Annotated in this window: 15 protein-coding genes; 10 read left to right on the top strand and 5 right to left on the bottom strand. The window is 72.4% G+C overall.

Annotation, left to right across the window (positions count from 1 at the left end; all coding sequences use genetic code 11):
- Positions 1 to 6: 6 nt before the first annotated feature.
- Positions 7 to 1,062: a ferredoxin reductase gene (locus ACZ4E1_RS14375; protein ID WP_467539227.1), complete on the bottom strand. Its 1,056-nt coding sequence runs from the start codon at positions 1,060 to 1,062 to the stop codon at positions 7 to 9.
- A gap of 86 nt (positions 1,063 to 1,148) precedes the next feature.
- Between ACZ4E1_RS14375 and ACZ4E1_RS14370 the strand changes: the two genes are divergently transcribed.
- Positions 1,149 to 2,300 (top strand): PucR family transcriptional regulator, encoded by a 1,152-nt coding sequence (locus ACZ4E1_RS14370; protein WP_467539224.1) that lies wholly within the window; start codon positions 1,149 to 1,151, stop codon positions 2,298 to 2,300.
- Between the two features lie 38 nt (positions 2,301 to 2,338).
- Complete coding sequence (locus tag ACZ4E1_RS14365; protein WP_467539223.1) at positions 2,339 to 2,677, top strand: thioredoxin family protein; 339 nt, start codon at positions 2,339 to 2,341, stop codon at positions 2,675 to 2,677.
- Here the strand turns inward: ACZ4E1_RS14365 and ACZ4E1_RS14360 are convergent.
- Positions 2,648 to 3,292 carry a TetR/AcrR family transcriptional regulator gene (locus tag ACZ4E1_RS14360; RefSeq protein WP_467539221.1) on the bottom strand — a complete coding sequence of 215 codons (645 nt, stop codon included), beginning with the start codon at positions 3,290 to 3,292 and terminating at the stop codon, positions 2,648 to 2,650. The two genes, ACZ4E1_RS14365 and ACZ4E1_RS14360, sit on opposite strands and share 30 nt — an antisense overlap.
- Positions 3,293 to 3,368: 76 nt before the next feature.
- On the opposite strand from ACZ4E1_RS14360, the gene ACZ4E1_RS14355 reads away from it, so the two are divergent.
- The 3 genes from ACZ4E1_RS14355 to ACZ4E1_RS14345 are packed head-to-tail and all read left to right on the top strand — an operon-like array spanning position 3,369 to position 5,388.
- On the top strand, positions 3,369 to 4,064 hold the full coding sequence (locus ACZ4E1_RS14355; RefSeq protein WP_467539219.1) for an NAD(P)-dependent oxidoreductase: 696 nt from the start codon (positions 3,369 to 3,371) through the stop codon (positions 4,062 to 4,064).
- Positions 4,061 to 4,474, top strand: a complete 414-nt coding sequence (locus ACZ4E1_RS14350; protein WP_467539217.1) for a pyridoxamine 5'-phosphate oxidase family protein — start codon at positions 4,061 to 4,063, stop codon at positions 4,472 to 4,474. Before ACZ4E1_RS14355 ends, ACZ4E1_RS14350 begins: the two co-directional genes overlap by 4 nt.
- Positions 4,471 to 5,388, top strand: coding sequence for a haloalkane dehalogenase (locus tag ACZ4E1_RS14345; RefSeq protein WP_467539598.1), 918 nt, complete (start codon positions 4,471 to 4,473; stop codon positions 5,386 to 5,388). Before ACZ4E1_RS14350 ends, ACZ4E1_RS14345 begins: the two co-directional genes overlap by 4 nt.
- A 166-nt stretch (positions 5,389 to 5,554) precedes the next feature.
- Here the strand turns inward: ACZ4E1_RS14345 and ACZ4E1_RS14340 are convergent, their stop codons facing one another.
- Positions 5,555 to 5,923 (bottom strand): BlaI/MecI/CopY family transcriptional regulator, encoded by a 369-nt coding sequence (locus ACZ4E1_RS14340; RefSeq protein ID WP_467539215.1) that lies wholly within the window; start codon positions 5,921 to 5,923, stop codon positions 5,555 to 5,557.
- A 174-nt stretch (positions 5,924 to 6,097) separates the two neighbouring features.
- Here ACZ4E1_RS14340 and ACZ4E1_RS14335 point away from each other — a divergent pair, with 174 nt between their 5' ends.
- The 5 genes from ACZ4E1_RS14335 to ACZ4E1_RS14315 are packed head-to-tail and all read left to right on the top strand — an operon-like array spanning position 6,098 to position 10,106.
- Positions 6,098 to 6,766: a DedA family protein gene (locus ACZ4E1_RS14335; protein ID WP_467539214.1), complete on the top strand. Its 669-nt coding sequence runs from the start codon at positions 6,098 to 6,100 to the stop codon at positions 6,764 to 6,766.
- Entirely contained in the window at positions 6,763 to 7,371 is a 609-nt protein-coding gene (locus ACZ4E1_RS14330; protein ID WP_467539212.1) for a phosphatase PAP2 family protein, read from the top strand. The genes ACZ4E1_RS14335 and ACZ4E1_RS14330 overlap by 4 nt, the downstream gene beginning before the upstream one ends.
- Positions 7,368 to 8,123, top strand: a complete 756-nt coding sequence (locus ACZ4E1_RS14325) for a phosphatase PAP2 family protein (protein ID WP_467539210.1) — start codon at positions 7,368 to 7,370, stop codon at positions 8,121 to 8,123. The genes ACZ4E1_RS14330 and ACZ4E1_RS14325 overlap by 4 nt, the downstream gene beginning before the upstream one ends.
- Positions 8,077 to 8,739 carry a response regulator transcription factor gene (locus ACZ4E1_RS14320; RefSeq protein WP_467539208.1) on the top strand — a complete coding sequence of 221 codons (663 nt, stop codon included), beginning with the start codon at positions 8,077 to 8,079 and terminating at the stop codon, positions 8,737 to 8,739. The genes ACZ4E1_RS14325 and ACZ4E1_RS14320 overlap by 47 nt, the downstream gene beginning before the upstream one ends.
- A complete protein-coding gene (locus ACZ4E1_RS14315) occupies positions 8,736 to 10,106 on the top strand; it encodes a sensor histidine kinase (protein WP_467539204.1) in 1,371 nt (456 codons plus the stop codon). The genes ACZ4E1_RS14320 and ACZ4E1_RS14315 overlap by 4 nt, the downstream gene beginning before the upstream one ends.
- Here ACZ4E1_RS14315 and ACZ4E1_RS14310 read toward each other — a convergent pair.
- On the bottom strand, positions 10,081 to 10,905 hold the full coding sequence (locus ACZ4E1_RS14310; RefSeq protein ID WP_467539201.1) for a COG4705 family protein: 825 nt from the start codon (positions 10,903 to 10,905) through the stop codon (positions 10,081 to 10,083). The two genes, ACZ4E1_RS14315 and ACZ4E1_RS14310, sit on opposite strands and share 26 nt — an antisense overlap.
- Entirely contained in the window at positions 10,902 to 11,732 is an 831-nt protein-coding gene (locus ACZ4E1_RS14305; protein WP_467539199.1) for a COG4705 family protein, read from the bottom strand. The genes ACZ4E1_RS14310 and ACZ4E1_RS14305 overlap by 4 nt, the downstream gene beginning before the upstream one ends.
- Positions 11,733 to 11,778 lie beyond the last annotated feature (46 nt).

Genomic DNA, 11,778 nt, shown 5'->3' with positions numbered 1-11,778 from the left:
GTGCTCCTACCGTTCGATGTCACAGGGGCCCGCGGCGGCGGACACGCAGGTCTGGATGAGGACGCCCGGTTCGCCCTCGGTGATCTCGCCGGTGCGCAGGTCGCGGACGGCGCCCGCCTTCAGTGGCGCCACGCAGCCGAAGCAGATGCCCATGCGGCACCCGGAGGGCATGAGCACGCCGGCCTCCTCGCCGACGTCCAGCAAGGGCGTGGCGCCGTCCGCGTCGACGGTCTTGCCGGTGGCGCTGAACGTGACCGCGCCGCCGTCGCCCGTGACGACGATCCCGGGGCGGAAGCGTTCGGTGTGCAGGCGTTCCTGCACCCCGTGCTCGATCCAGTGCAGCTCGGCGGCGTCGAGCAGGCCCGCGGGGCCGCACGCCCAGGTCTCGCGCTCGGCCCAGTCGGGGACGAGTTCGTCGAGGCGGGCGATGTCGAGCATGCCGTCCGTGTCGGTGTGCACCTCGGTGAGGCGCAGCTTCTTGTCCGCGACCAGGTCGTGCAGTTCCTCGCGGAAGATCACGTCCTGCGGCCGGGGGGCGCAGTGGACCATGACGACGTCGTCGAACGCGGTGTCGCGCAGCATGCCCATGACGGGCGTGATGCCGCTGCCGGCCGTCAGGTAGAGCACCTTGGCGGGCTTGGCCTCCGGCAGGACGAAGTCACCGGTCGGCTGGTCGAGCTGGATCAGCGTGCCCGGTGTCGCCCTGCGGACCAGGTGGTTGCTGACCTTGCCGTCGGGGATCGCCTTCACGGTGATCGTGACGCGACCGTCCGGGCGGTTCGTCGGCGAGGTGAGGGAGTAGGCGCGCCACAGGCGTACGCCGTCGACGTCGACGCCGATCCGCACGTACTGGCCTGCCGTGTGGCCGCGCCAGCCCCGTCCGGGCCTGATCACGATGGTCGCGGCGTCGTCCGTCTCGGGGTGCACGGCCTCGATGCGCCCGCGCAGGTCGGCGCCCGCGCGCAGCGGGCTGACCAGGTCGAGGTAGTCCGACGGCAGCAGCGGCGTCGTGACCATCTCGAGCAGTTTCCACGCCCTGCTGCGGAGGGCTGCACTCGTCATGGCTCCAGCTTGCTGCGCCGCGAGGCGTAAAGTCCTGACCGAAAGACGTAAATCTGGTCGACAGAATTGTTCGCAGGGAACAAAACGTGAGCCATGCATTCCGGAAGGCCAGCGAGCTGGCCCTGGACGAGACGACGGTCACCGCACTGCGGGCGGAGCTGAGGACCACCGCCGACGAGATCGTCCAGGCGATCATCGACGAGGTCCCGTCCTACGCCAACGCCCTTTCGGGCCGCATGGGCGCGACCATCCGCCGGGCCGTCCGCACCGCCCTGGGGCACTACCTGGACCTCGCGAGCGGGAACGCCACGGGTGGTGACGCCGGTGAAGCCGCCTACGAGCTGGGCCGCGGCGAGGTGCGCGACGGCCGGTCGATGGACGCCCTGCTCAGCGCCTACCGCGTCGGCGCCCGCGTGGCCTGGCGATGCCTGGCGGCGGGTGCCGTACCCGCGGGTCTGCCCGCCGGCGAGGTCGCCAAGTTCGCCGAGCTGACCTTCGCCTACATCGACGAGCTCTCCGCCGCGAGCGCGGCGGGACACGCCGACGAGCTGGCCGCCCGGGGCCGGGACCGTGAGCGCCATCTCGAACACCTGGCCCGCGACCTCCTCGCTGGGGCGAACCCGGATGTGCTGCTGGCCTCGGTGCAACAGGCCGGGTGGCAGCCTCCCGTCTCGCTGACGGCGGTCCTGCTGCCCGCCGCCCAGGCCCGCCCGGCCTACCGCACGCTCGATCCGAGCACCCTCGTCCTCGACGATCTTCCGGACGCCACCGGTGTGCTGCTCGTCCCCGATGCCGACCGGTCACGTCTCCTGCGGCAGCTGAGCGAGCGTGCCGCCGTGGTCGGCCCGGCCCGGCCGTGGGCTCGCGTGTCCGCCTCGTACGCACGGGCTGTCCGCGCGCGCTCCCTGTCCTGCGACATCCGCGACACCGAGGAGCATCTGCCCGAGCTGGTGCTGAGCGCCGACGTGGACGCGTTCGCGGATCTGCGGGCCCGGGCGCTCGCACCGTTGCGGGCCCTGCCTGCCGCGACCGCTCGGCGTCTGGAGGAGACGTTGCAGGCGTGGTTGCTGCACCAGGGCAGGCGGGACGAGGTGGCGGCGGCGTTGTTCGTCCATCCCCAGACCGTCCGGTACCGGATGTCGCAGCTGCGGGATCTGTTTCCCGAACTCGCCTTGCCGCACCGGGTCCTGGAACTGACGCTGGCTCTCGGCCTTCGCGGCGCACCGCGCACAGGATGACGGGGCAGGAACGACGGAACGTGAGGTCAGGAGATCGCATGGCGAAGCGGGTGCACCGGCCTCGTGAGGACGCGGAGTTCGATTTCATCCTCGGGATGAGCGGAGTCCCGGTCCTCGCCTATTTCACCGGGACCTGGCCCAAGGCGATCGAGCCCTGCCGGGAGATGGACCTCGTCGTGGGCGGCGTCGCGGACGAGTACGCGGGCCGCCTGACCGTCGTCCGCGCCGACATCACGCGCTGCCCGACCGCGACCGGGCGCTATGAGATCACCGGAGCCCCGTCCTGCGTCCTGCTGAAGGACGGAGAGGTGGTAGCGCACACCACGGGGCCCCTGACCGGCGCCGATCTACGAAAGCTGCTGGACGCCCACCTCTGAGCGGCCACCGCGGCCTTTGGTCGCGGCGCGCGGCCTCGGGGCCAGGGCCGTGCGCAGCGCCGGGGTGAGGATGTGGCGGGTCTCGGACGGGGTGAGGGCCGCCGGGGTGGGGAGCGGGTTGAGGTAGCGGGTGTAGATGAGGCCGCCGAGGATCGTCACCACGGCCGTGGCACGGGCGGTCGCGTCCCGGCCGCCGAGAAATTCAACAAGCCGGGCCAGCAGCTCCTGTTCCAGATACTCGCGGATCACCTCGGCGGCCTCGTCGCCCTGGGCGGTGAGCTGCCGGAAGTCGGCGTCCTCCCACAGGTCCGTCACCGCGTCGATCAGGCGGTCCGGGAGCGTGGCGGGGTCGCCGCCGAGGACGTCGTCCACCGCCAGCGCGTTCGCGCACTGGAACTGCATCACGTCCGCGAACAGGCCCTTCTTCGAACCGAAGTGGTACGCGATCAGCGCCGGGTCGACACCGGCCGCCGCGGCCACGGCACGCACCGTGGTGCGTCTGTAGCCGCGCTCCAGGAACAGGTCGCGGGCGGCGGGGACGATCGACTCGCGGGTGCGCGGGTTGCCACGGGGGCGGCCTCGGGGGCGGGCGGAGACAGGCGCGGCGTTATTCATCAGCGTTGAGCCTGCGGGGCGCGGTCGGCACAGTCAAGGCCGTTCCGACCACCGCACGAGGGGATGACCCGACATCATGCGCATCGCAGTCTTCGGCGCCAACGGGCCGACCGGACGCCGCCTCACCGACCAGGCCCTCGCCGCCGGCCACGAGGTCGTCGCCGTGACCCGCCGTCCCGGCTCCCTGTCCTCCGCGCGGCCCGGTCTCGCCGTGGCCGTCGCCGACGCCACCGATCCGGCCGCTGTCGACGCCGCGCTCGCCGGGGCGGACGCGGTCCTGTCCGCGCTGGGCGCGCGCTTCAGCAAGGAGACCATCACCACGTACTCGGCGAGTGCCACGGCCATCACCGGGGCCATGACCCGCCACGGCATCAAGCGGCTCCTCGCCGTCAGCTCGAGCATCGCCGACCCGAACTGGCGTCCCACCGGCGCGCACTTCTTCAACCACGTCCTCGACCCGTTGGTGAACCGGCGCCTCGGCCGGACCCTCCACGAGGACATGCGCCGCATGGAGGACGTGATCCGTGCCACCGAGCTCGACTGGACGCTCGTCTGGCCCTCGGGTCTCTTCGAGCACCCCGTCGTCACGGACTTCCACACCGCCGAGACCAGCGCTGATGGTGTCTTCACCGCCCGCGCGGACCTCGCCGCGAGCATGCTGCGCGAGCTGGAGGAACGACGCTACGTCCGCACCGCGATGGGCGTCATCACCACGGCCGCGAAGCCGAACATCGCCAAGCTCATCTGGAACGAAGGAGTGAAGAAGAAGTGAGCCGGGAGTCGGCCGCGACCGTGGAACTCCCGGACGCGACAAGGGCGTTCCTCAGCGGCCCCCGCACCGCCGCCTTCACCACCCTCCGCCCGGACGGCACCCCGCACGTCACGCCGGTCCGCTTCACCTTCGACGCGCCCGCCGGCCTGGTCCGGGTCACCACCCGGGCTCGGGCCCGCAAGGCGCGGAACGTGCTGGCGGGCGGCCCGGCGGCCCGTGTCGCGCTCTGCCAGGCGGACGGCTTCCGCTGGGTGACCCTCGAAGGCCGGGGCCGCGTCACGGACGATCCCGCGCGCGTGGCCGAGGCGGTCCGCCGGTACACCGCCCGCTATCACGCGGCCCCGCCCACCCCGCCGGACCTGGTCGTCGTCGAGATCACCGTCGACCGCGTCCTGAGCCTCAATCTCTGACCGATCCGCCGCACGGAAAGCGAAGTGACACCAAGATGCCCACTCTCCCCGTCCTCGACTCCACCCTCCACCACCGCGAGTCCGGCGATCCCGACGGGCTGCCGTTCGTCTTCCTCCACGGCAACCCCACCTCCTCCCACCTGTGGCGGAACGTCCTGCCGGGTGTGGCCGCGCCGGGCCGCCGGCTCCTGGCCCCCGACCTCATCGGCATGGGCGCGTCCGGGAAACCCGACATCGCCTACTCCTTCGACGACCACGCCCGCTACCTCGACGCCTGGTTCGACGCTCTGGGCCTGACCGAGGCGGTTCTGATCGGTCACGACTGGGGCGGTGCGCTCGCCTTCGACCGGGCCGCACGTCTCCCGGGCCGCGTCCGCGGTCTCGCCTTCACCGAGACGATCGTCAAGCCCCTGGTCGGCGACGAGTTCCCGGCCGCGGGGCGGGAGTTGTTCACTCTGCTGCGCACCCCCGGGGTGGGCGAGGAGATGATCCTGGAGAAGTCGCTCTTCGTCGAAGGGCTCCCGGACACGATGGACACGCCGCTCGACCCGGCCGACCTGGAGGTCTACCGCAGCCCGTTCCCGACTCCGCGCAGCCGTCGGCCGGTGCTGGCCTGGGCCCGCATGATGCCGCTGGACGCCGAGCCCGCCGATGTCGTGGCCCGCGTCGAGCGCTACGACGCCTGGCTGGCCGCCAGCCCCGACGTCCCCAAACTGCTCGCCGCGTTCGAGCCGGGGCGCGGCGCCATGACCGACCGGGGCGCCGTGGCCTGGTGCGAGGAGAACATCGCGGGCCTGGACGTCGCGCGCCTCGGCCCGGCCGGCCACCACTCCCCCGAGGACCGCCCCGAGGAACTGGCCGAGGCGATCAGCGCGTGGGCCGACCGCCACGGGCTGACCGCCGGTGCAGCATGACGGGGCCGTGGAATGGGAGCAGTACGGTGGCCGGGGACAAGTTCCGGCTCGGCCGCACGCTGGACGAGGGGGTACTGCCGCTCGGGCGCCGAGCTGGACTGCCTCTCCTGCGAACAGGTCGGCGCCGCCGTCCTCACGCGGTATCGCCGAACGGCTCGATGACGGGTCAGCCGCCTTCTTCCAGCAGCCGGCGCAGGATCTCCTCGTCGTCCGGGCCGAGTTGGTCGACGAACCGGGCGAGCACGGTCGCGCGGTCGCTGTCGCGGTCGAGTTCGCCGTGCATGCGCAGGGCGGTCAGGCCGTGCGGGTCCTGTATCGGGCGGTAGGCGAAGCCGCGGCCCCGGCGATGGCGCTCCAGCGTCCCCTTCTCGTACAGCCGCGACAGGATCGTGGTCACCGTGGTCCGGGCCAGGCCGGAGGCGAGCTCGGCCTGGACCTCGGTCGGTGTCAGCGCGGTTTCTGCCGCCCACAGCGCGGCCATCACCGCGGCCTCCAGCTCACCGGCCGGCCGGCGGTCGTCCTTCTCGGTGCTCATGGGAACGATCCTCACCCCCGCGTCGTCTACAGTGATGTAGACCGTCTACAGGATTGTAGTCAGTCAGGTGCCGTGCCTGCCATGTGCGGTGCCTCCAGCACTCCCCGGCTGCCGGCAGAGACCGACTTAGACCGACTGAGACCGACTGAGACCGACCGAGACAAGGACCCGCAGATGACCACACTCGTGGCCCTATCGTCGCAGCTCGCGGTGAACCCGCTCGACGCGCAGTCCCTCCTGGCCGCCTTCGGCGTGGTCGGGGTCGGCGCGGTGCTGTTCGCCGAGACCGGCCTGCTCATCGGCTTCTTCCTGCCGGGCGACTCCCTGCTGTTCACCGCGGGGCTGCTCTGCACGGGCAGCGGACGGAGCGGGGTCCATCTCTCGTTGGTCCCCCTCCTGGCCGCCGCGGTCGTCGGCGCGCTGGCCGGGGCGCAGTGCGGCTATCTGATCGGGCGCAGAGCCGGGGGCTCGCTGCTCGCCCGCAGCCGGTCGCGGCGACTGCACGACGGCGCTGAAAGAGCCGAGGACCTGCTCGCACGGTACGGGCACGCGAAGGCGATCGTGCTCGCGCGCTTCGTGCCGGTGGTGCGCACGGTACTGAATCCGCTCGCGGGCGCCCTGGGGGTCCCGGTGCGGGTGTTCACGCTGTGGCAGGCGGTGGGCGGTCTCGTGTGGAGCGTCGGCCTGACCCTGGCCGGCTACGCGCTGGGATCCTCGATCCCGAACGTCGATCGCTATCTGCTTCCGATCGTCGCCCTGATCGTCGTGGTGTCCCTGCTGCCGCTGGCGGCCGAGCTCCTCCGCTCCCGCAAGGCCGCGGCGGCGAAGGAGGTCCGCCGGTGATCCTCGCGTACGACGGTTCCTCGGTCGACGGGTCCGCCTATCTCGATGTGACGGGCCTCGCGCAGCGCTCGCCGGGCTGGCTGGACGGTGCCGTGACGGCCTGGTCGGCGTACGGGCTCGGGGTGTGCGCGGTGCTGATGCTGCTCGCCTGGTGGCGGGCGCGCGGGACGAGTTCCACGCTGGCCGTGGCGGCTCTGGCGGTGCCGGCCGTCGTGGTCCTGGCCTTCGGTGTCGACATGGTGGTCAAGTCGCTGGTCCGCGAGGACCGGCCGTGCCAGAGCCTGCACGTGCGGACGCTGGAGGCGTGCGCGGCACCCGGCGACTGGTCGTTCCCCAGCAACCACGCGGCGATCGCCGCCGCCGCGGCGGTGGCCCTCCTGTTCGTCTCGCGTCGCCTCGGCGCGCCGGCCGCCGTGGTGGCGCTCACCATGGCGGCGTCCCGAGTGTGGGTCGGCGCGCACTATCCGCACGACGTCCTGGCGGGGGTCGTGGTCGGCGGCCTCGTCGCGTTCGGGGCCATGCTGGTCGTGCGGCGTCTGTCGCCGGCGCTGGCCCGTCGGCTGTCGAGGGCCGCGCGGCTGCGTCCCCTGCTGGCCCGCTCATGAACCGCAAGGACGTGGCCGACCTGCTCGGCAGTGTCGCGCTCGGCGCGTGGGCGGCGTTCGGCGTGCTGGCCATGGCGGTGGTCGGGCAGGGCCGTTCGCCGCTGTGGCTGGACGACGGGTCTCTGCTCCGGGCGGCAGGCCATCGCCAGGAGGCCGTCACCGCGTTGGCCCGGGGCGTGACCGCCACCGGCACCGGAGTGGTCCCGTACCTGCTCGCCGTCCTGGCCGGTGTCGTGGCCGCACGGACCGGACGCCGGCGGCTGTGTGCCGCCGCGCTGTGTGTCGCGATCCTGGGCGTCGGACAGGCCCTGCGGTACGGCGCGATGGAGCTCATACACCGGCCGCGCCCGCCCCACTCGTTCTGGGCAACCCATGCGAGCGGCTGGTCGTTTCCGTCCGGGCATGCCACGACATCGGCCCTCGCCGCGGGGCTGCTCATCACCGCCCTCCGGGTGCGGGCCCCGTGCGGCGGCACGGTGCTGCGTGTCGCGGTCGCCTGCTGGGGCGCGGCCGTGGGGCTGTCCCGGGTGTTTCTCGGCGTGCACTGGTTGACCGATGTCCTCGGTGGCTGGCTGTTCGCGACGGGCTGGCTGGGCGCCTGCCTGTGCCTGGCCGCCCGCCTGCTGCCGGACGCCTTCTTCGCCGATCCGAAACCGCCTCTGACGACGGCGCCCGCCGAGGGGCCGAGGCAGCCGAGGGAGACCCATGCGTCCGAAGATCCTTGTGGTGGAGGACGATCACGCGCTGCGTGACGTGCTGGTGCGCGGCCTGCGGGAGGAGGAGTTCGATCCCGTGCCCGCCGCCGACGGGGCCACCGGTCTGCGGCTGGCGTCCCACGATGTCGCCGCGCTCGTCCTCGATGTCGGGCTGCCGGACGCGGACGGTCGGGACGTGTGCCAGGCGTTGCGCGCCAACGGGTTCCTCGCCCCGGTCCTCTTCCTGACGGCCCGGCACCAGTTGCACGACCGGCTGGCCGGCTTCTCCGCCGGCGGGGACGACTATCTGCCCAAGCCCTTCCATCTGGCCGAGCTCGCCGCGCGGCTGCGGGCCGCCCTCCACCGGGCCGGTCCCCGTCCCCCGCACGCGTCGGGGGACCTGGTCCTGAACGCCGTCGGCCATCACGTCACCGCAGGCGGTGTCGCGGTGCCGTTGTCCCCCACCGAGTTCCGGCTCCTGGCACCGCTCGTCGCGGCGCGCGGTGACCTCGTACGCCGCCGCGAGCTGATCCGGGCCGGCTGGCCCGAAGGCGCGTACGTCAGCGACAACACCCTGGACCAGTACCTGAGCCGGCTGCGCCGCAAGCTGCGGGAGGCGGGCAGCGCCCTGACGGTGCACACCGTGCGCGGGATCGGACACCGGCTGTCGTGAACGGTCCGAAGTCCGGCCTGGCCGCGCTCGCCCCGCGCACGCTGCGCGGCCGTCTCTCGCTCGTCGCGCTGGCCGTCGCGGCCCTGCTGATGACCGTCCTGACGGTGGTGTTCAACGCCGTGACCGACGAGCACCTCCGGCATCAGGCGGACTCCGCGCTGCGGGACCGGGCGGCGGCGGTGGCCACGACCGTCGACACCAGTGGCCCGCGGGTGCGCGTGCTGGAGACGGCCAACGACGGCCTGCTCGACGCCGGCGTGTGGATCTACAGCGGGCCGCGCCTGGTGGAGCGGACACCGCCCACCACGGCCGATCGTGCCCTCACTCCGGTGGCGAGCCGTCTCGCCGCAGGGGCCGCACGGTCCTGCGCCACGGTCGGCACCGTCCGCCTCTGCGCGTTCCCGGTCCGGGGCCCCCGGGCCGTCGCGTCCGTCGTCACGGCACTGGACCTGACCCCGTACCGCAGCTCGGCCGGGACTCTGCTCCTGGGCTCGCTGACCCTGGACGTGCTGATGCTCGGCTGCACCTACGCGCTGACGCGGCTCGCGGTCGGGCGGGCGCTGCGCCCCGTGGCGACCATGACGGACCAGGCGACCCAGTGGAGCGCGGTGGCCTCCGACCGGCGCTTCGACGCCGGGGAACACCCGGCCGAACTCGCCCGTCTCGGCGCGTCACTGGACGCGCTGCTCGACCGGATCCGTACCGTGCTCCGCCACGAACAGCAGCTGACCGGGGAGCTCTCCCACGAACTCCGTACTCCGCTCAGCCGGATCGTCGTCGAACTGGACTGGTGGCGCGCGCGGCCCCGGACGGACGCCGAGACCCGGGCGACCGTGGACGTCGTCGCCGAAGCAGCACGCTCCATGCGCGTCATCTGCGACACGGTCCTCGACGACGCCCGCGAAAGAGCCCTCGACACCACCAGGGCCCCGGGCACCGCCGACGTCCCCGCGGTCCTCGCCCGTCTGCTGCGCGATCTCGACACTCCGGACCATGTGACAACCGTGCTGGAGGTCCCCACTCCCGTACTGAAGGCGGGTGCGGCGCCCGAACTGCTGGAGCGGATCATCAGCCCGCTGCTCGACAACGCGGTCCGGCACGCGCGGAGCGGTGTGACGGTGTCGGCGGGCCCGACCGCCTCCGGGATACGGATCGATGTGCGGGACGACGGCCCCGGAGTGCCCGGGGACTTCGCCGCCGCGCTCTTCCAGCCCGGCCGGCGGGCGGACCCCGATGACGGGCACGACGGGGCGGGCCTCGGGCTGCCGCTCGCGCGGCGCCTGGCCCGCTCGGTCGGTGGCGATGTGGTGCACGACCCCGGGCACACGCCCGGGGCCGGATTCACCGTCGCCCTGCCGGCAGGGTGATCTGGTCGGCGGCGGTGGCCCGGCGCTCGTTCACCTGCGCGTGGATCATCAGGCCGACGAGGACGGCGAGCAGCACGGCGGACGAGCCGGCCGTGCCGAGATCCAGGCCGCCCTTCTCCACGGGTTTGGTCAGGAAGTCCCCGGCCGTGGCGCCGAGCGGCCGGGTGAGGACGAACGCGATCCAGAACAGCAGCACGTTCGGCACTCCGGGCGCCTTCATCAGCACCACGAGCACGGCGAGCGCGCCCGCGACCAGCAGGGCGCCACCCGCGTATCCGAGGCCGGAGCTGTCGGACAGGAAGTCGCCCATCGAGGTGCCCAGCGTGTTCGACACGAGGATGGCGGCCCAGAACAGCGCCTCGCCCTTGAACGTGACGATGTCGCGGATCTCGAACGTCATGCCGCTGAGCTTCCAGCCGAGGAAGATCGCCAGCAGGATCGAGACCAGGATGGCCGCGCCGACCGGGTAGCCGAGTCCGAGGCCCTGCGGCCCCCATCCCAGGGAACTCGCGCCCCCGGGCAGGTACTCGGCGCCGGCGTCGCGGTTCATGAAGTCGGACAGGGTGGTGCCCGCCGTGCTGGTGGACAGGATCACGGTCCAGTAGAAGAACGGGTTGTAGCGGCGGGACCGCACCTGCGCCACCAGCGTCACGACGAAGACCAGGAACAGCGCGATCGTCGTGAGGAAGTACCCCAGCTTCAGGGTCTGGGAGAAGAGGTCTCCCGCCGTCTCTCCCAGGGTCGTCGCCGCGATCTTCATGATCCAGAACGCGAGCGTCACCTCGGGCAGCTTCTTCACGCGCCGCTCCGCTCCGGCTCGGCGACGTCCCTGCGCGTGACGGCCAGGTACACGACGAGAGCGAGGATGACGGCGAGGAACAGCACGCTGGTCACCACGACGCCGAGGCCGAGGCCGCCGTCCCCGGCGGGCTGGGAGAGGTAGTCCCCGATGGACGCGCCCAGCGGCCGGGTGAGGATGTACGCGATCCAGAAGCTCCACACGGCGTCGAGGCCCAGCGCGAAGTGGGCGACGGCGACGGCGGCGATGGCGAGGGCGAACAGGCCTGCGGCGAGCGGGTATCCGAGAGCCATCCGCTCGGAGACGAGGTCACCGGCGGCGGTGCCGAGCGCGAACGTGAACAGCACGGCGAGCCAGTAGAAGGTCTCGCGGCCGGTGGTGTCGATGCTGTGGATCGACAGGGTCCGCTCCCGCCGGAACCAGACGAGGAACACGACCGCGAGGGCCACCGCGAAGACGGCCGTGCTGACCTCCAGCGGCACCCCCATGTTGTCGGTGAGGTTGTCGCTGATCAGCGTGCCGACGACGCTGATCAGCGCCACGGCGAGCCAGTACACGCCAGCCCGGTACGCCGCGGTGCGGAACTGCACCACGAGCACGACCGCCAGGAGCCCGCTCATCAGCAGCGAGACGCCGGTGAGCCCGAGCCCCGCCTTCTCGTTCAGAAGGTCGGCCGCGGTCTCACCGACCGTCGTGCAGAGCACTTTGATGATCCAGAAGTAGACGGTGACTTCCGGCACCTTGTTCAGCCGCAGGCGGTGCCGGATGGGCGCGGCGGGCCCGCCGGCACCGGGGAGTTCCGCTGTCTCGGAGGTTTCGTAGGTCATGGTCGACGACCGTGCCACCGGTCACCTGAACGTTTCCTGACTGCCG

It is taken from the genome of Streptomyces sp. NPDC025806, assembly GCF_055558275.1.
This window is presented reverse-complemented; position numbering and strand designations above follow the sequence as displayed.